This window comes from Streptomyces sp. VTCC 41912, assembly GCF_045799175.1.
GTDB lineage: Bacteria > Actinomycetota > Actinomycetes > Streptomycetales > Streptomycetaceae > Streptomyces > Streptomyces albulus_C.
This window is the reverse complement of sequence record NZ_JBJMAB010000036.1, coordinates 80,708-98,317: the sequence shown is the minus strand read 5'-3', so window position 1 is coordinate 98,317 and position 17,610 is coordinate 80,708. Positions and strand designations below refer to the sequence as shown.

Genomic DNA, 17,610 nt, shown 5'->3' with positions numbered 1-17,610 from the left:
GTGACCGCCAAGGACCTGGGCACGGGCAAGGAGCAGAAGATGACCGTCACCGGCGGCTCCTCGCTGCCGAAGGACGAGGTCAACCGGATGCGTGAGGAGGCCGAGCGGTACGCGGAGGAGGACCACAAGCGCCGCGAGGCCGCCGAGACCCGCAACCAGGGCGAGCAGCTGGTCTACCAGACCGAGAAGTTCCTCAAGGACAACGAGGACAAGGTGCCCGCCGAGGTCAAGACCGAGGTCGAGTCCGCCGTCGGCGAGCTGAAGGAGAAGCTCAAGGGCGAGGACACCGCCGAGATCAAGACCGCCTCCGAGAAGGTCGCGGCCGTCTCCCAGAAGCTGGGCCAGGCCATGTACGCCGACGCCCAGGCGGCCCAGGGCGCGGCCGGTGCCGAGGGTGCCGCCGGCGGCCAGCAGGCCAAGGCCGAGGACGACGTCGTCGACGCCGAGATCGTCGACGACGAGAAGCCGAAGAAGGACGGTGCGGCGTGACGGAGGAGACCCCGGGCTTCGACGAGAAGCCCGACGTCCCTTCCGATGCCGCTTCCGAAGACGCGGCGCAGGCCGAGTCCGCCGACAAGGCGGGCTCGGCCCCGGCCGGGGACGTCCAGGACGTTGCGCTCCAGGCCCAGTTGGACCAGGTGCGCACCGCGCTCAACGAGCGCACCGCCGACCTCCAGCGGCTCCAGGCGGAGTACCAGAACTACCGCCGCCGGGTGGAGCGCGACCGGGTGACGGTCAAGGAGATCGCCGCGGCGAACCTGCTGTCCGAGGTGCTGCCGGTGCTCGACGACATCGGTCGGGCCCGGGACCACAGCGAGCTGGTCGGCGGCTTCAAGTCGGTCGCCGAGTCGCTGGAGACCGTGGTCGCCAAGCTCGGTCTGCAGCAGTTCGGCAAGGAGGGCGAGCCCTTCGACCCGACGATCCACGAAGCCCTGATGCACTCGTACGCGCCCGACGTCACGGAGACGACATGCGTCGCCATCCTGCAGCCCGGGTATCGCATCGGTGAGCGCACGATCCGCCCCGCGCGGGTCGCGGTGGCCGAGCCGCAGCCGGGCGCGCAGAACGCCAAGTCCTCCTCGGAGGAGGAGGCCAAGGGCGCCAAGGGCGGCAAGGGAGTCAAGGGTGCCAAGGGTGCCAAGGCTGCGGACAAGGAAAACGGTGGCCCGGACGAGGGCTGACGTACGGGCTGAGCAGGGATCCGCCCGGAAGGAGGGACGTCGAGGATGAGCACCAAGGACTTCGTTGAGAAGGACTACTACAAGGTCCTCGGCGTCCCCAAGGACGCCACCGAGGCGGAGATCAAGAAGGCGTACCGCAAGCTCGCCCGCGAGAACCACCCGGACGCCAACAAGGGCGACGCCAAGGCCGAGGAGCGCTTCAAGGAGATCTCCGAGGCCAACGACGTGCTCGGCGACGCCAAGCGCCGCAAGGAGTACGACGAGGCCCGGGCGCTGTTCGGCAACGGCGGCTTCCGGGCCGGCCCCGGCGGCGGAAGCTTCAACTTCGACCTCGGCGACCTCTTCGGAGGCGCCGGGGGCGCGGGCGGAACCGCCGGGGCCGGCGGCTTCGGCGGCGGGCTCGGGGACGTCTTCGGCGGCCTGTTCAACCGCGGCGGCTCCACCACCACCCGTACGCAGCCGCGCCGCGGCCAGGACATCGAGTCCGAGGTGACGCTCAGCTTCACCGAGGCGGTCGACGGGGCCACGGTCCCGCTGCGGATGTCCAGCCAGGCGCCCTGCAAGGCGTGTTCCGGCACCGGCGACAAGAACGGCACCCCCCGGGTCTGCCCGACCTGCGTCGGAACCGGCCAGGTCAGCCGGGGCGGGGGCGGTGGGTTCTCGCTCACCGACCCGTGCGCCGACTGCAAGGGCCGCGGCCTGATCGCGCAGCAGCCCTGCGAGGTCTGCAAGGGCAGCGGGCGCGCGTCCAGCGCCCGCACGATGCAGGTCCGCATCCCCGCGGGCGTCTCGGACGGGCAGCGCATCCGGCTGCGCGGCAAGGGCGCCCCGGGCGAGCACGGCGGCCCGGCCGGTGACCTCTACGTGGTCGTCCACGTCGACGCCCACCCGGTCTTCGGCCGCAAGGACGACAACCTCACCGTCACGGTGCCGGTCACCTTCCCGGAGGCCGCGCTCGGCGGCGAGATCAAGGTGCCGACGCTGGGCGGCCCGCCGGTCACGCTGAAGCTGCCGGCCGGTACTCCCAACGGGCGCACCATGCGGGCCCGCGGCAAGGGCGCGACCCGCAAGGACGGCACCCGCGGTGACCTGCTGGTCACCATAGAGGTGGTCGTTCCCAAGGACCTCGGCGACAAGGCGAAGGAAGCGCTGGAGTCCTATCGCGAGGCGACCGCGGGCCCGGACCCGCGGGCGGAGCTGTTCCAGGCCGCGAAGGGAGCATGAGATGGACAGCCGGGGCGGGCAGCGTCGTAACCCCTATGAACTGACCGACGAATCGCCGGTGTACGTCATCTCCGTCGCGGCCCAACTCTCCGGCCTGCACCCGCAGACCCTGCGGCAGTACGACCGCCTGGGTCTGGTCTCGCCCGACCGCACCGCCGGCCGGGGCCGGCGCTACTCCGCCCGCGACATCGAACTGCTGCGCACCGTCCAGCAGTTGTCGCAGGAGGAGGGCATCAACCTCGCCGGCATCAAGCGCATCATCGAGCTGGAGAACCAGGTCGCGGCCCTGCAACAGCGGGTCGTCGAGCTGCAGGGCGCCCTGGAGGGCGCGGCCAGCGCGATGCAGCAGCGGGAGGCGGCGGTGCACGCCTCCTACCGCCGCGACCTGGTGCCGTACCAGGACGTGCAGCAGACCAGCGCGTTGGTGGTCTGGCGGCCCAAGCGGCCGTCGGAGTGACGCCGTAGCGGATGCGGCGAAGGGCCGGGGTGGTGCGTCCACCCCGGCCCTTCGTGCGTCGCGGGGCCGACGGTCGCCGGTGCGCCGGGCCGTGCGGTCCCGGCGGTCAGCAGCCGTTGTAGCCGGCCGTGGGCATCGACAGTCGGCGGTGCACCTGCGACTTCATCGCGAGGGTGTAGACCGGCTCGTCCAGGTCGGCGGTCTCCAGGCGGACGCCCGCCGCCGCGCAGCGCGCGCCGAACTCGTCGGCGCCGTCGATGGCGTACTCCAGCGCCCGGCGGTTGGGCGTGACGAACACGTCGACCAGGCCCTCTTCGACGTCGTGCCACAGCGCGCTGTGGTCGGCGCGCAGCTGGTGCAGGCTGAGCTGGCAGGTCAGACGGTAGTCACGGGCCGCCGCCCACTGCTTGCACATGGCGTGCTGGCTGCGGTCATCGACCAGGAACGGATCCTCGTCCAGCTCGGACAGCGGCATCAGGCAGGCGATCGCCGTCACTCGGACCGAGTTCATCGTGCCCTCCGGGGCGTGGCGACTGTGGGGGCGACGATACCCCCGCCGAGGGCCCGGGGTGGAGGGGCTGCGCCGGGCGGCGAGGCGTATCCGCAGGCGTGGCAGATCTTCCAGCCGTCCTGGTTCACGGCCAACTGGCCGCCGCACCGGGGGCAGTTCTCGGCGGTGGGGCGGGGGCGCACCGTCCGTTTCCCCGGCGGGCGGCGCGGAGTCGTCGTCGTGTTGTCCGATGCCGACGCCATGAGGCCTCCAGCTGCCGTTTTTCCGCCCGGGACGGGCCCGATGCCGCTCGTTGATGTGCGGAGGTGTTCGGTTCCTGCCGTTCTTGAGTACCAGGTGGGTGCGGAGGGGCGGTTCCGGAGGGCGTGGTTTCGGCCAGGTCCAGACCTGTCCGAGTGGGGGGCGCCCGGCGCTCAGGCCCGGCCGAGGGCCCTGGTCACCCCGATCTCGACCATGACGCGGTCAGGGGAACGCGGCGGTGTCGAGGTCGCAGGAGAAGGGGGCGGGGAGGGGGAGGGGTTCGCCGAAGGGGACGGTGGTGTGCCCCAGGTAGTCGTCAGGTGGTCGTCGCCCTTCGGCTCGCTGAAGATCGTGACCGTGGACTTGGCGCGGTCGACGAGAAGACGGAGCGGAACGGCGCCCCGCGCGTAGGCGTGGCGCTCGGCGACACGGTCATTGCGGGGCCTGCTCGACGTCACCCCGGAACCCCTGGGGGTGTCCGGACCGAGGAAGAAGTCCAGGAGGGTTTCCTTGTCCGTGGCCGTCGGCTCGTGTGCCGAAGCCGTCATGCTGCGCCTCCTTGTGGTCGAAGGCGCGTTGCCCGTACGGACTATGCCGAAGGCATATTCGCTGACGTTTCGCTCGCACGAGTGAGCCTTGAGTGGAGTAGACTCAACTTATTGCACGTTGACCAAGGCAGGATTGGATAGGAAGCGCGCGGAGCGCCGCAACGCACGAGGAGGACCAGGCAGACGTGGACGCCGAGCTGACCAACAAGAGCCGGGAGGCGCTGAGCGCCGCCAACGAACGGGCGATCGCCGGCGGGCACGCGGACATGACGTCCGCGCACCTGCTGCTGGCGCTGCTCGCCGGGCAGGACAACGAGAACGTCATGGACCTGCTGGCGGCCGTCGAGGCGGACGCCGCCCCGCTGCGGTCCGGCGCCGAGCGCCAGCTCGCCGGGCTGCCGAGCATCCAGGGTTCGACCGTGGCCCCGCCGCAGCCCGACCGCGAGCTGCTCGCCGTCATCGCCGACGCCGCACAGCGCGCCAAGGAACTGGGCGACGCCTACATCTCCACCGAGCACCTGCTCATCGGCATCGCCGCGAAGGGCGGCCGCACCGGTGAGCTGCTGGAGCAGCAGGGCGCCACCGCCAAGAAGCTGCTGGCCGCCTTCGAGGCCAGCCGCGGCGGGCAGCGGGTGACCACCCCGGACCCGGAGGGCACGTACAAGGCGCTGGAGAAGTTCGGCACGGACTTCACCGCCGCGGCCCGGGAGGGCAAGCTCGACCCGGTCATCGGCCGGGACCAGGAGATCCGCCGGGTGGTGCAGGTGCTCTCCCGCCGGACGAAGAACAACCCGGTGCTGATCGGCGAGCCGGGCGTCGGCAAGACCGCGGTGGTCGAGGGGTTGGCCCAGCGGATCGTCAAGGGCGACGTCCCCGAGTCGCTGCGCGACAAGCGGCTGGTCTCCCTGGACCTGGGCGCGATGGTCGCGGGCGCGAAGTACCGCGGTGAGTTCGAGGAGCGGCTCAAGACCGTCCTCGCCGAGATCAAGTCCAGTGACGGGCAGATCATCACGTTCATCGACGAGCTGCACACCGTCGTCGGCGCGGGCGCCGGCGGCGACTCGGCCATGGACGCGGGCAACATGCTCAAGCCGATGCTGGCCCGCGGCGAGCTGCGGATGGTCGGCGCGACCACCCTCGACGAGTACCGCGAGCGGATCGAGAAGGACCCGGCGCTGGAGCGGCGCTTCCAGCAGGTCCTGGTCGCCGAGCCGACCGTCGAGGACACGGTGGCGATCCTGCGCGGCCTCAAGGGGCGCTACGAGGCGCACCACAAGGTCCAGATCGCCGACTCCGCGCTGGTCGCCGCGGCCACCCTCTCCGACCGCTACATCACCTCCCGCTTCCTGCCCGACAAGGCCATCGACCTGGTCGACGAGGCCGCCTCCCGGCTCCGGATGGAGATCGACTCGTCCCCGGTCGAGATCGACGAGCTCCAGCGCGCGGTGGACCGGCTGAAGATGGAGGAGCTGGCGCTGCGCAACGAGACCGACGCCGGCTCCGTGGCGCGGCTGGAGAAGCTGCGCAAGGACCTCGCCGACAAGGAGGAGGAGCTGCGCGGCCTGACCGCCCGCTGGGAGAAGGAGAAGCAGGGCCTCAACCGCGTCGGCGAGCTGAAGGAGCGCCTCGACGACCTGCGCGGCCAGGCCGAACGCGCCCAGCGCGACGGCGACTTCGACACCGCCTCCAAGCTGCTGTACGGGGAGATCCCGTCCCTGGAGCGGGAGCTGGCCGAGGCGGCGCAGGCGGAGGCCGAGCAGTCGGCGGCCAAGGACGCCGGCGGCGCCAAGGAGCCGATGGTCAAGGAGGAGGTCGGCCCGGACGACATCGCGGACGTGGTCGGCTCCTGGACGGGCATTCCGGCCGGGCGCCTGCTGGAGGGCGAGACCCAGAAGCTGCTGCGCATGGAGGAGGAGCTGGGCAAGCGGCTGATCGGTCAGGGCGAGGCGGTCCGCGCGGTCTCCGACGCGGTGCGCCGCACCCGCGCCGGGATCGCCGACCCGGACCGGCCCACCGGCTCGTTCCTCTTCCTCGGTCCGACCGGCGTCGGCAAGACCGAGCTGGCCAAGGCGCTGGCGGACTTCCTCTTCGACGACGAGCGGGCGATGGTCCGGATCGACATGTCGGAGTACGGCGAGAAGCACAGCGTGGCCCGGCTGGTGGGCGCGCCCCCCGGCTACGTCGGCTACGAGGAGGGCGGCCAGCTCACCGAGGCGGTCCGCCGCCGCCCGTACAGCGTCGTCCTGCTCGACGAGGTGGAGAAGGCGCACCACGAGGTCTTCGACATCCTGCTCCAGGTGCTCGACGACGGGCGCCTCACCGACGGCCAGGGCCGCACCGTCGACTTCCGCAACACCATCCTCATCCTCACCTCCAACCTCGGCTCCGCCTACCTGATGGACCCGTTGCTGAAGGAGGAGCAGAAGAAGGAGAGGGTGCTGGAGGCGGTCCGGTCCGCCTTCCGCCCCGAGTTCCTCAACCGCCTGGACGACCTGGTCGTCTTCCACCCGCTCGGCACGGACCAGCTTGAGCAGATCGCCCGGATCCAGCTGGACCACCTCCAGCGCCGCCTGGCCGACCGGCGGCTCACCCTGGACGTCACCGACCGGGCGCTGGCCTGGCTGGCCTGGCTCGGTCGGGAACCGGTCGCGGACGCCCCGGCGCCGGACCTCTCCTACGGGGCCCGGCCGCTGCGCCGGCTGGTCCAGACGGCCATCGGCGACCAGCTGGCGCGCGCCATCCTGGCCGGCGACGTGCTCGACGGGGACACCGTCCGGGTGGACGTGGCCGACGACGGCGAGCGGCTGTCGGTCGAGGCGGTGCGCCCCGCCGCCTGAGCGACGGGCGCCGCCGCCCCCGGCGGGCCCGCCCGCCGCCCCCGTACGCGCCGGAACGCCCCGGGCTTGCCAGGACCGGGCGCGTATGGGGGAGGATGGCAGGGACCATACGAAGGGAATTCCACGGTGAGCATCGACCCGTCCTCGATTCCGAATTTCGGGGGCCAGCCCGAACCGCAGCCGTCGGGGCCTGATGGTCCCGTCGTCCCCGACCAGGACCTGGTCAAGCAGCTCCTCGAGCAGATGGAGCTGAAGTACGTCGTCGACGAGGAGGGTGACCTCGCCGCCCCGTGGGAGCAGTTCCGCACGTACTTCATGTTCCGTGGAGAGGCGGAGCAGGAGATCTTCTCGGTCCGTACGTTCTACGACCGCGTCCACGGCATCGACGAGAAGCTGAAGCTGCTGGAGGCGATCGACGACTGGAACCGTCGGACGCTCTGGCCCAAGGTGTACACCCACACCCACGACGACGGCAGCGTCCGTCTGATCGGTGAGGCGTCGATGCTGATCGGCACCGGCGTCGCGCTCGAACACTTCGTGTCGAGCACGGTCAGCTGGGTGCGTGCCTCGATCGAATTCGACAAGTGGATCGTCGAGCAGCTCGGTCTGGAGGCCGAGATCGAAGGCGACTCCGACGAGAAGCCGGGCGACGACGAGGCCTGAGGCCCCGTCCGCGCGCCGGCTGCCCGGGCCCCGGAACCGACCTGTCGTCGGTCCGGGGCCCGTGTCGTGTCCGCCCGCGGGGGCAACGGCCCGGCCGTCTCACAACGGCATCGCCGCGAGGGTCAGCAGGTACGGCCCGTAGCCGAGGGAGAGCGCGGCCAGCCCGCCGGTGATCACGGCGGTGGTGCGCCGGCGGGCCCGGGCCAGCGCCAGCGCCGCCGGCAGCAGCAGCGGGAAGGCCGGCAGCAGGAAGCGCGGTTTCGACGCGAAGTAGCCGGTGCCGCCCAGGGCCAGCACGAGCAGCACCGTGACGTACCCGAGCACGGCGGCCGGCGGCCGGTCCGCCGCCAGCAGCACGTACAGCAGCAGCGCCACCGCGACCACGGCGAGGGCCATGAGATACGCCGGCGGGGCCCCGAGGAGCACCAGCCGCCGGACCGCCCGCAGCGCGTCCCGCCCGAAGTCGAAGCGCGAGCCCCAGCGCGCCTGCACTGCGAAGTACCCGAGCGGGCCGCGGCCGGTGCGCCGCCCGACCCACAGCACGTACCCCAGCCATCCGACCGGTGCCAGCAGCGCGGCCGCGCACAGCCGCCGGCCCGGTACGTGCCCGTCCGGTGCGCGTCCACGGGGCGCCGACCGCCGCGCCCCGCGCCGCCACTGCCGCCACTGCCGCCACGCCCGCACCGCCACCGCCGCCTGCACCGCCGCGACGATCGCCAGCGCACTGGGCCGGGCCAGCCCCGCCAGCGCGGCCAGCGCCCCGGCCCACAGGAAACGGCCGCTCAGCGCCGCGTACAGCGCCCAGGCGGACAGCGCGGTCAGCAGCGCTTCGGTGTACGCCAGCGATTCGACGACCGCGTGCGGCAGCACCGCCCACAGGACGACGAGCAGGGTCCCGGCCCGCCGCCCGTGCAGGTGCTCCCCCACCGCGAAGATCCCCCAGGCCGCCAGCAGCGCCGCGCCCCAGGCGACGATGAGTCCCGCGGTCAGCGGGTGCACGGGGAGCACCGCGCCGACGCCCCGCACCAGCCACGGGAACAGCGGGAAGAACGCCAGGTCGGCGCCCGGCACATCGGGCCAGCGCCCGTCCGGCGCGGCCATCCCGTAGCCGTGCCGCGCGATGCTCAGGTACCACTGGGAGTCCCACGACCCGCCCAGCAGGGACCGCGGGTGCCGCCCGGTGCGCCAGGCCCACGCCGCCACGCACGCCGCTCCGGCCAGCCGGATCCCGACGAACCACAGCAGCGCCGTCCGGGCCCGCCGCGCCGCGGCCCCGACGCGTCCCCACGGGGTGCCGGACGCCGCCGCCACGCCCCCGGCCCGCTCCACGGTCTCGGCGACCACCCGCCACCTCCGCTCACCCGGCTCGCCCCGCCACCGACTCTCGGCGCCGGTGCCTGGTGCCGCGAGCGGAGTGGGCGGATCGGGTGGCGGCCCGCCGGCGCCCGATCCGCGCGGCCGGGCCCCGGTCGCGCGCGGCCCGGGGCCGGAACGGGCGTGCGCCTACAGCCGCTTCAGCCGTCCCGCCGCCTCCTGGAGGACGGCGGTGCCCTTGCAGAAGGCGAACCGGACGAAGGGCGCGCCCTGGTCCTGGTGGTCGTAGAAGACGGCGTTGGGGATGGCGACGACGCCGGCGCGCTCGGGCAGGGCGCGGCAGAAGGCGAAGCCGTCCGTCTCGCCGAGCGGGCGGATGTCGGTGGTGATGAAGTAGGTGCCGGCCGGGCGGAAGACTCCGAAGCCGGCGTCGGCGAGGCCGGTGGCGAGGATGTCGCGCTTGGCGCGCAGGTCGTCGCGGAGCCCGGTGAAGTAGGCGTCGGGCAGGGCCAGCGCCTCGGCCACGGCGTACTGGAAGGGGCCCGCCGAGACGTAGGTGAGGAACTGCTTGGCGGAGCGGACCGCACTGATCAGTTCCGGGGCGGCGGTGACCCAGCCGACCTTCCAGCCGGTGAACGAGAAGGTCTTGCCGGCCGAGCCGATGGTGACGGTGCGCTCGCGCATGCCGGGGAACGAGGCGATCGGCAGGTGCTCGCCCTCGAAGACCAGGTGTTCGTAGACCTCGTCGGCGACGACCAGGAGGTCGCGCTCGACGGCCAGCGCGGCGATGGCGGCCAGTTCGTCGCGGGACAGCACGGTGCCGGTGGGGTTGTGCGGGGTGTTGAGGAGGATCAGGCGGGTGTTGTCGGTGAGGGCGTCGCGGAACTCGTCGAGGTCGAGGTGGTAGGCGCCGGTCTCCGCGGACGGGCGCAGGGTCACCGGGACGCGGCGGCCGCCGGCCATGGCGATGCCGGCGGCGTACGAGTCGTAGTACGGCTCCAGCGCGACGACCTCGTCGCCCGGTTCGAGCAGGGCCAGCAGCGACGCGGCGATCGCCTCGGTGGCGCCGGCGGTGACCAGGACCTCGGTGTCGGGGTCGTAGGAGAGCCCGAGGTGGCCGTAGAAGCGGTCTTGGTGGGCGGCGACGGCGGTGCGCAGCTCGGGGATGCCGGGGCCGGGTGGGTACTGGTTGCCGCGGCCGTCGCGCAGGGCGCGCACCGCGGCCTCCCGGACTTCCTCCGGTCCGTCGGCGTCGGGGAAGCCCTGGCCGAGGTTGATGGAGCCGGTGCGTTGGGCGAGTGCCGACATCTCGGCGAAGATCGTGGTGCCGAATGCGGCGAGGCGTCGGTTGAGCAGCGGTCGGTCCATGCGCGCCATCCTCCGCCGAACCTCTGGAGTTCCTCAACTGTGCTTTGCGCCGCTGGGGGCCCGGGCATCAGCCCCGTACCAAGGATGATGGAGGCCGCCGGCCAGGGCGGCCGCGCGGCGCAGGACGGCGCCGCGCCGGCGCACGGGGCGCCGACGGAGCGAGGCCTCGCTTCGGGGGAACGAAAGAGGAGGGTGAGGCGATGAGGTGGGGACCCGCGGTGCTCGTGGTGGTCGTGCTCTGTGCGGTGTGGGGGGTGGCCATGGCCGTGGCCGCGGCCATGCGCCGCGGCTCCCGTAAGGCGAGCCGCCCGGCCGGCAGGTACGGCGGCTACAAGAAGACGTCCCGCCGCAGCACCAGTGGCGGCGGGGGGAGTTGGTGGGTGGCCGGCGGCGGTGCCGACCTCGGCTCCTCGTCGGGCGGCGGCCACCATTCCCACCACTCCTCGTGCGGCGGGGGCGGCCATCACGGTGGCCATTCCTGTGGCGGAGGTTCTTCGTGTGGCGGTGGTGGCGGCTGTGGCGGTGGTTCCTGAGAGATGCGCCTGGGGGTGCTGAGGCGCCCCGCGAGGGCTCGCACACATGTGCCCACGACTGCGGAACGTACCCGTCCGCGGTCGTGGGCGCACCCCTTCCCGGGCCCGCCCGCCCCGTGCGCCGGGGGCCTCGCCACCCCTGCGCCGGCACACATGCGACCAGCTCATGCGCCCTTGCATATGCGCCCGGAGCATGGCGAGAAATGGCCCAACACCCATGATGCGATGGGGTGTTGAACAGGTGAGCTGCATGGCCCTCTAGGGGATGGAAACCAGGGCGAAGATGGGTAAAAACGCTGTGGGCGCCACATCATCCGTGATTCCCTCTCCTTGAGAATCCCCCAGTTCTCGGACCCCGCGTGGGCACGAGCCGGCAGGCAGTCATTGACCCCTGATCCCCATCTCGGGCGGGCCGGCCCACCATCCACTGCGTGCTTGCGGAGCCGACCCATGCTCACCACCTTGAAAACGGCGTACACCGATACCCGCGCATCCGACCTGGCCTGGGCCCTGGGCAGGGAACCCCTGCCGGCGCTGGCCGTACTGGACCTCCAACTCGATGACGCACACGTGCAGTTGAGGCTGCTGGGAGCGTCGCACCAGGTGCTGCTCGAAGAGGAGCACGGCAATTGTTCCGAGACCGTCGCCTGTATGCCGGGCAGCAGCACGCCGCTGCCGCTCGGTGTGGCCAAGCGCCTGGGCGACTGGGAGTACGAGTTCGCCGCACACGTCGAGACGCTCTCCCGCGGCTCGTTCGCCGGTCGGGCGCAGGAGTTGTTGGCCCTGGTGGCCGAGCACCCGCACGGCCTCGCCGGCACCTTCCCCGGCTCGCCGCACGCCTTCACCGCGATGTTGGCGCAGCGGCAGCAGGGGCAGGTGTGGTGGCGCACCTGGCACGCGTACCCGCAGGAAGGGCGGCTGGTGGCCACCCGTACGCGGGTCGGGGTGCGGGCGGCCGTCGCCGTCTGACGGTGCCGGCCCCGCTGTGCGGAGGGGGTGAGCGGCGCCGCCTCCGTCCCTCCCTCAACTGGTGTGCGCAGCACGCACACTGCACTCGTGTGGGTGACATAGCGCTACGAAATCGTCACGTAGCGTTCATGTCGTGATCGACCCGCCAGAGCCCCTCGTCGCCGGCGCGCTCAGGCCGCCGGAGGCCCTGACGCCGGCGCGACTGCCGGTGCCGTCCGGGCTCGGCCGGCTGCTGGTGCTCGCCGCGGTCTTCGTCTGCGCGGCCTGCGGACTGGTCTACGAGCTCGAACTGGTCGCCCTGGCGAGCTACTTGATCGGCGACTCGGTCACCCAGGCGTCGGTCGTGCTGTCCTTCATGGTCTTCGCGATGGGCGTCGGAGCGCTGCTGGCCAAACGGCTGCGCTGCCGGGCCGCGGTCGGGTTCGGCGTGGTCGAGGCGGTGCTGGCGCTGGTCGGCGGCGGCTCCGCGATGGCGCTCTACGCCTGCTTCGCGTGGTTCGGCCAGTCCCGTATCGCGCTCGTCGCCTTCTCGCTGGGCATCGGCGTGCTGATCGGCGCCGAAATACCGCTGCTGATGACGCTGATCCAGCGGGTGCGCCGGCAGGACGCGGGCGGGGCGGTGGCCGACCTGTTCGCCGCGGACTACGTCGGCGCGCTGGTCGGCGGGCTGGCCTTCCCCTTCCTGCTGCTGCCCTGCCTGGGCCAGTTGACCGGGGCGCTGGTCACCGGCGCGGTCAACCTCCTCGCCGGGGCGGCGCTGGTGCTGTGGCTCTTCGGCCGCGACCTGACCACCCGTGCCCGCTGGGCGCTGGTCGGCCTCAACGTCCTGGTGCTGGCGCTGCTGCTGGCGGGGATGGCGCTGGCCGGACCGTTCGAGCAGGCGGCTCGCCGGGCGGTGTACGGGGCCCAGGCCCGGGTCGCCGAGCAGACCGGTGTCCAGGAGGTGGTGCTGACCGGCGGCACGGGCGGTCCGCACGGCGTCGGAGCCGGCTCGGGACGCGGGAGGAAAGGTTCCGGCAGACCCCTGGAGCTCTTCCTCGACGGGCGGCTGAAGGTCAGCTCGGAGAACGAACGGGTCTACCACCAGGCGCTGGTGGGGCCCGCGATGGCGGGCGGTCCGCACGCCCGGGTCCTGGTGCTCGGCGGCGGTGACGGCCTGGCCGTGCGCGAGCTGCTGCGCTACCGCACGGTCCGGTCGGTGACGGTCGTCGAGATCGACCCCGAGGTGGTGCGGTTGGCGCGCACCGACCCGGGACTGTCCGCCCTCAACCGGCACGCGTTCGCCGATCCCCGGGTGCGGGCGGTCACCGGGGACGCCTTCGACTGGCTGCGCCGGCAGGGCCGTTCGGGCGGGCGGCGGCCGGCGCCCTACGACGTGATCGTCTCCGACCTGCCCGACCCCGGGATCACCGCCAGCACCAAGCTGTACTCCCAGGAGTTCTACGGCCTGACCGTGCGGATGCTGGCCGACGGCGGGCGGCTGGTGGTGCACGCCGGGCCGCCGCGCGCCCGCGCGTCGACGTTCTGGACGGTGTGGGCGACGTTGCGTTCGGTGGGCCTGGGCACCCTGCCGTACCGCGTCCCCGGCCGGCGGCCGGACTTCTCCGGCGGACCGGACCGCGCGATCGCGCCGGCCCCCCGGCCGGACGGGCCGGGCGGGTCGGCCGCGCTGCCGTCGGACGGCGCGGGGTACTGGGGCTTCGTGCTGGCCGCCCGGCGCCCGCCGCGCCTCGCCGTGGCCCCGGACGCCCCGTCCACCCTCGTCCCGCTGAGCGCGCTGCGGGCCGGACGGCTGCCGGAGCCGCACCGGCCCGGGCCGCCCTCGACGCTCATGCACCCCCGGTACTTGCAGTGAACGGGCGGGCGCCGCGCCGGCGGGGCGGGGCCGGTCCGCGGCCACCGGTGAAAAGTCGCGCCGCAGCGGGCACGGGTGCCGCGGGTGCTGGGTAGGCTCCCATGCCATGGAGCATGAGGTGTACGTTCCGTTTCCCGTCCGGACCGTGCGGCAGGCGCTCACCGAACCGGAGCGCGTGGCGCGCTGCGTCCCTGGAGTCCAACTCGACGCCGATGCGGCCCCCCACCGTCCCGAGGGGCGGCTGCGCTTGCGCGTCGGGAGCTCCACCATCACCTACCGCGGTGCGCTGACGGTCAGCGGCGACCCGGCCGACGGCCCCGGGGACGCCGCCCCGGCGGCCCCGGACGCGGTCGCCCCGGTGACCGTCGAGGCGAGCGGCACCGAGACCCGGGGGGACGGGACCGTGGCGCTGACGCTGACGGTCCGGTTCGCCCCCGCGTCGGAGCCGGGCCCGGGGACGACGTTGGTGTGCGCCGGTGCGGTGCGCAGCGCGGGCCGGCTGGCCGCCGCCGACGAGCAGAGCGCGGCGACCGCCGGCCGCCGGCTGCTGGACCGCTTCGCGGAGAACCTCGCGTCGGACCTCACCGACCGGCCGGTGGACGGCGGCCCGGAAGGAGAGGGCCCCGCAGCGGTGCCGCAGAGCGTCTTCGACACCGAGGTCCCGCCGCCGTCGCTCGATCCGTCGGGTGCTGCGGAGGACGACGTCAGCGTGGTGGCGGATCCCGACGAGCCGGTCGACGCGGTGGCGGACGACGTCCCCGAGGTGGCCTCCTTCGGCACCGACGCCGACGCCGACGCCGACGCCGATGCCGACGATGACGAGGCGGAGTTCGACGTCGCGCCCGTGGAGGCCGCGCACGCCCGCCGGACGATGATCGGCCGCAGCGCGGAGGAGGTCGACCACGCCCCGCCGCGCGGCCGGTACGCGCCGGTGCCCGCGCCGGAGACCGGCGGGAGCTCGGTGCCGCTGCGCTGGGCGGCGCCCGCCGCGGCGGTGGTGCTGGCCTCGGCGGTGGTGGTCGGACGGGTGTTGCGGCGGCGCCGGTGACCGGGCGGCCCGGGGGCCCTTCCGGGGCGTCGAGGCCGCGGGCGCGGGTCCGCGCCCGCCCGGGTCCCGGCGTGCGGCCGGTCGCACCGTTAGGGTCGCTTCCGTGAGCACCGAGAACACCACGCAGAGCGCGGCGCGGGAGCGCGGCGCGGACGGCGTACGGCTGTCCGCCGGGGACACCGAACTGACCGTGCACCCGGAGAACGGCTGTCGGCTGGGCAGCCTGCGGGTCGGCGGCACGGAACTGTTGCGGCAGGGCGCCAAGTACGGCTGTTTCCCGATGGTTCCGTGGTGCGGCCGGGTCGACCAGGGACGGTTCCGCAACGGCGGCGAAGTCCACCAGATGCCGGTCAACTCGCCCCCGCACGCCATCCACGGCACCGGTCGCAACCTTCACTGGCGCACCGCGCGGACCAGTGACGCCGCGGCCGCCTTCACCTACGAGCTGACCGACCCCGCGGCCCCCTGGCCCTACCCGGGGACCGTCACCCAACTCGTCGAACTGGCCGAGGACGGCGGTTCGCTCACGCTCACCATGGGCGTCGAGGCGGCCGGCGACTCCTTCCCGGCGCAGGCCGGCTGGCACCCGTGGTTCCTGCGGAACCTCGGCGCGGGCGAGGACGTCCGGATCGACTTCGCCCCCGAGTGGCAGGAGGAGCGGGGACCGGACCACCTCCCGACCGGCCGCCGGATCACCCCGCAGCCCGGGCCGTGGGACGACTGCTTCGGGATGCCGAGCGGCGTCGACGTCACGCTGACCTGGCCGGGACGGCTGAAGCTGACGGTCTCCAGCCGCGCGGAATGGGTCGTGGTCTACGACGAGCAGGAGGAGGCGGTCTGCGTCGAGCCGCAGTCCGGCCCGCCGAACGGTCTGAACACCGCCCCCCGCCTGGTCACCCCGATCGACCCGCTGGAGGTCTCGACGACCTGGAGCTGGCGCGCCCTGTAGCCGGCGGACGCCGGGCCCGGGGCCCTGTCCTAAGCTCGTGCGCATGACTGACGACGTGCGCGGCGAGCTGCTGCAGCAGATCAAGGACAAGGCCGTGGTGCACGGCAAGGTGACGCTCTCCTCCGGCAAGGAAGCCGACTACTACATCGACCTGCGCCGGATCACCCTCGACAGCCAGGCGGCGCCGCTGGTCGGTCAGCTGATGCTCGACCTCACCGCGGACCTGGACTTCGACGCGGTCGGCGGGCTGACGCTCGGCGCCGACCCGGTGGCCACGTCGATGCTGCACGCCGCCGCCGCCCGCGGCCGCAGGCTGGACGCCTTCGTCGTCCGCAAGGCGCAGAAGGCCCACGGCATGCAGCGCCGGATCGAGGGCCCGGACGTCACGGGCCGCCGCGTCCTGATCGTCGAGGACACCTCCACCACGGGTGGCTCGCCGCTGACCGCCGTCGAGGCGGCGCGGGAGGCCGGCGCCGAGGTGGTTGCGGTTGCGACGATCGTGGACCGGGGTGCGGCTTCGGCCATCGCCGGTGCGGGCCTTCCGTACCTGACCGGCTACCAGCTCGACGACCTCGGCCTGAGCTGACGACCCGATCGGGTCGTTTGTGGCTGACCTGCGTCGTTGTCCCGGGCGCGGTGTTTCACGGGAAACCTTGGGCAGGTTCTCCCCGGAAACACCGGGCCCGGTTTCACGTGAAACGGCGTCCTGGCCGCCGATGGCCGCCATCCGGGCGATGTGGAGCAATCCAGTGAGTCTGGGAAGATGTGCCACGGCGAAGTCCTCGCCCCCTGGTCAGGGCCAAGAACGCACACCCCGCACACACAAGGAGCGGACAGATGCCCATCGCAACCCCTGAGGTCTACAACGAGATGCTGGACCGGGCGAAGGCAGGCAAGTTCGCCTACCCGGCCATCAACGTGACCTCCACGCAGACGCTGCACGCGGCGCTGCGCGGTTTCGCCGAGGCTGAGAGCGACGGCATCATCCAGATCTCCACCGGTGGTGCGGAGTTCCTGGGCGGCCAGTACAACAAGGACATGGTCACCGGTGCGGTGGCGCTCGCCGAGTTCGCGCACGTGGTCGCCGAGAAGTACGACGTCAACATCGCGCTGCACACCGACCACTGCCCCAAGGACAAGCTGGACGGCTACGTCCGCCCGCTGATCGCGATCTCCGAGGAGCGCGTCAAGGCCGGCCGCAACCCGCTCTTCCAGTCGCACATGTGGGACGGCTCCGCCGAGACCCTCGCCGACAACCTGGCCCTCGCGCAGGAGCTGCTGCCCCGCGCCGCCGCCGCCAAGATCATTCTTGAGGTCGAGATCACCCCGACCGGCGGCGAGGAGGACGGCGTCACCCACGAGATCAACGACGAGCTCTACACCACGGTCGAGGACGCGCTGCGCACCGCCGAGGCGCTGGGTCTGGGCGAGAAGGGCCGCTACCTCCTCGCCGCCTCGTTCGGCAACGTCCACGGCGTCTACAAGCCGGGCAACGTCGTGCTCCGTCCCGAGCTGCTGAAGGACCTCCAGCAGGGCGTCGGCGCCAAGTACGGCAAGACCGCCCCGTTCGACTTCGTCTTCCACGGCGGCTCCGGCTCCACCGAGGAGGAGATCGCCACCGCGCTGGAGAACGGCGTGGTCAAGATGAACCTCGACACCGACACCCAGTACGCCTTCACCCGCCCGGTCGCGGACCACATGTTCCGCAACTACGACGGCGTGCTGAAGGTCGACGGCGAGGTCGGCGACAAGAAGACCTACGACCCGCGCAGCTGGGGCAAGCTGGCCGAGGCCGGCATGGCCAAGCGGGTCACCGAGGCGTGCGCCAACCTGCGCTCCACGGGCACCAAGCTGAAGTAGGCACCAGCCGCCCAGCGGTGTGAAGGGCCCCGCAGCCGTACCGGTTGCGGGGC

At 72.8% G+C, this 17,610-nt stretch carries 16 protein-coding genes; 12 read left to right on the top strand and 4 right to left on the bottom strand.

The genetic code is table 11. The features are described 5' to 3' along the window. From ACJ6WD_RS33385 to ACJ6WD_RS33370, 4 genes are all read left to right on the top strand, one after another. Positions 1 to 489: Hsp70 family protein (locus tag ACJ6WD_RS33385; protein WP_407617127.1), on the top strand; the 489-nt coding region annotated here is incomplete at its 5' end. Then, entirely contained in the window at positions 486 to 1,181 is a 696-nt protein-coding gene (grpE, locus tag ACJ6WD_RS33380; RefSeq protein WP_016571990.1) for a nucleotide exchange factor GrpE, read from the top strand. The genes ACJ6WD_RS33385 and grpE, both read left to right, overlap by 4 nt. Positions 1,182 to 1,226: 45 nt before the next feature. Further along, a complete protein-coding gene (gene dnaJ / locus ACJ6WD_RS33375) occupies positions 1,227 to 2,405 on the top strand; it encodes a molecular chaperone DnaJ (RefSeq protein ID WP_233660329.1) in 1,179 nt (392 codons plus the stop codon). Between the two features lies 1 nt (position 2,406). Next, positions 2,407 to 2,862, top strand: coding sequence for a heat shock protein transcriptional repressor HspR (locus ACJ6WD_RS33370; protein ID WP_016571992.1), 456 nt, complete (start codon positions 2,407 to 2,409; stop codon positions 2,860 to 2,862). A 106-nt stretch (positions 2,863 to 2,968) separates the two neighbouring features. Here the strand turns inward: ACJ6WD_RS33370 and ACJ6WD_RS33365 are convergent, their stop codons facing one another. Both ACJ6WD_RS33365 and ACJ6WD_RS33360 read right to left on the bottom strand, forming a co-directional pair. Beyond that, positions 2,969 to 3,373 (bottom strand): hypothetical protein, encoded by a 405-nt coding sequence (locus ACJ6WD_RS33365; RefSeq protein WP_016571993.1) that lies wholly within the window; start codon positions 3,371 to 3,373, stop codon positions 2,969 to 2,971. Positions 3,374 to 3,786: 413 nt separating this feature from the next. Further along, complete coding sequence (locus ACJ6WD_RS33360) at positions 3,787 to 4,161, bottom strand: hypothetical protein (protein ID WP_407617126.1); 375 nt, start codon at positions 4,159 to 4,161, stop codon at positions 3,787 to 3,789. 185 nt (positions 4,162 to 4,346) lie between these two features. Between ACJ6WD_RS33360 and clpB the strand changes: the two genes are divergently transcribed. Both clpB and ACJ6WD_RS33350 read left to right on the top strand, forming a co-directional pair. Next, positions 4,347 to 6,998: an ATP-dependent chaperone ClpB gene (gene clpB / locus ACJ6WD_RS33355; protein ID WP_331248400.1), complete on the top strand. Its 2,652-nt coding sequence runs from the start codon at positions 4,347 to 4,349 to the stop codon at positions 6,996 to 6,998. 126 nt (positions 6,999 to 7,124) lie between these two features. Further along, on the top strand, positions 7,125 to 7,661 hold the full coding sequence (locus tag ACJ6WD_RS33350) for a YbjN domain-containing protein (protein ID WP_016579202.1): 537 nt from the start codon (positions 7,125 to 7,127) through the stop codon (positions 7,659 to 7,661). Between the two features lie 99 nt (positions 7,662 to 7,760). Here the strand turns inward: ACJ6WD_RS33350 and ACJ6WD_RS33345 are convergent, their stop codons facing one another. Both ACJ6WD_RS33345 and ACJ6WD_RS33340 read right to left on the bottom strand, forming a co-directional pair. After that, the gene (locus tag ACJ6WD_RS33345; RefSeq protein WP_407617125.1) at positions 7,761 to 9,005 is read right to left on the bottom strand and encodes a hypothetical protein; all 1,245 of its coding nucleotides are present in this window, start codon (positions 9,003 to 9,005) and stop codon (positions 7,761 to 7,763) included. A 159-nt stretch (positions 9,006 to 9,164) separates the two neighbouring features. Further along, complete coding sequence (locus ACJ6WD_RS33340) at positions 9,165 to 10,343, bottom strand: pyridoxal phosphate-dependent aminotransferase (protein WP_233660332.1); 1,179 nt, start codon at positions 10,341 to 10,343, stop codon at positions 9,165 to 9,167. Between the two features lie 983 nt (positions 10,344 to 11,326). Between ACJ6WD_RS33340 and ACJ6WD_RS33335 the strand changes: the two genes are divergently transcribed. The 6 genes from ACJ6WD_RS33335 (at position 11,327) to fbaA (ending at position 17,557) form a co-directional block, all read left to right on the top strand. Continuing rightward, positions 11,327 to 11,845: a DUF2617 family protein gene (locus tag ACJ6WD_RS33335; RefSeq protein ID WP_016578355.1), complete on the top strand. Its 519-nt coding sequence runs from the start codon at positions 11,327 to 11,329 to the stop codon at positions 11,843 to 11,845. Positions 11,846 to 11,978: 133 nt separating this feature from the next. Then, complete coding sequence (locus ACJ6WD_RS33330) at positions 11,979 to 13,700, top strand: polyamine aminopropyltransferase (RefSeq protein ID WP_233660333.1); 1,722 nt, start codon at positions 11,979 to 11,981, stop codon at positions 13,698 to 13,700. 106 nt (positions 13,701 to 13,806) lie between these two features. Further along, positions 13,807 to 14,748: a carbon monoxide dehydrogenase subunit G gene (locus tag ACJ6WD_RS33325; protein WP_407617124.1), complete on the top strand. Its 942-nt coding sequence runs from the start codon at positions 13,807 to 13,809 to the stop codon at positions 14,746 to 14,748. 103 nt (positions 14,749 to 14,851) lie between these two features. After that, the gene (locus ACJ6WD_RS33320) at positions 14,852 to 15,697 is read left to right on the top strand and encodes an aldose 1-epimerase (RefSeq protein WP_331248395.1); all 846 of its coding nucleotides are present in this window, start codon (positions 14,852 to 14,854) and stop codon (positions 15,695 to 15,697) included. Positions 15,698 to 15,740: 43 nt separating this feature from the next. Further along, positions 15,741 to 16,283 carry an orotate phosphoribosyltransferase gene (gene pyrE / locus ACJ6WD_RS33315; RefSeq protein WP_233660336.1) on the top strand — a complete coding sequence of 181 codons (543 nt, stop codon included), beginning with the start codon at positions 15,741 to 15,743 and terminating at the stop codon, positions 16,281 to 16,283. A 251-nt stretch (positions 16,284 to 16,534) separates the two neighbouring features. Further along, positions 16,535 to 17,557, top strand: coding sequence for a class II fructose-bisphosphate aldolase (gene fbaA, locus ACJ6WD_RS33310; protein ID WP_016575386.1), 1,023 nt, complete (start codon positions 16,535 to 16,537; stop codon positions 17,555 to 17,557). The last annotated feature ends 53 nt before the right edge of the window (positions 17,558 to 17,610 follow it).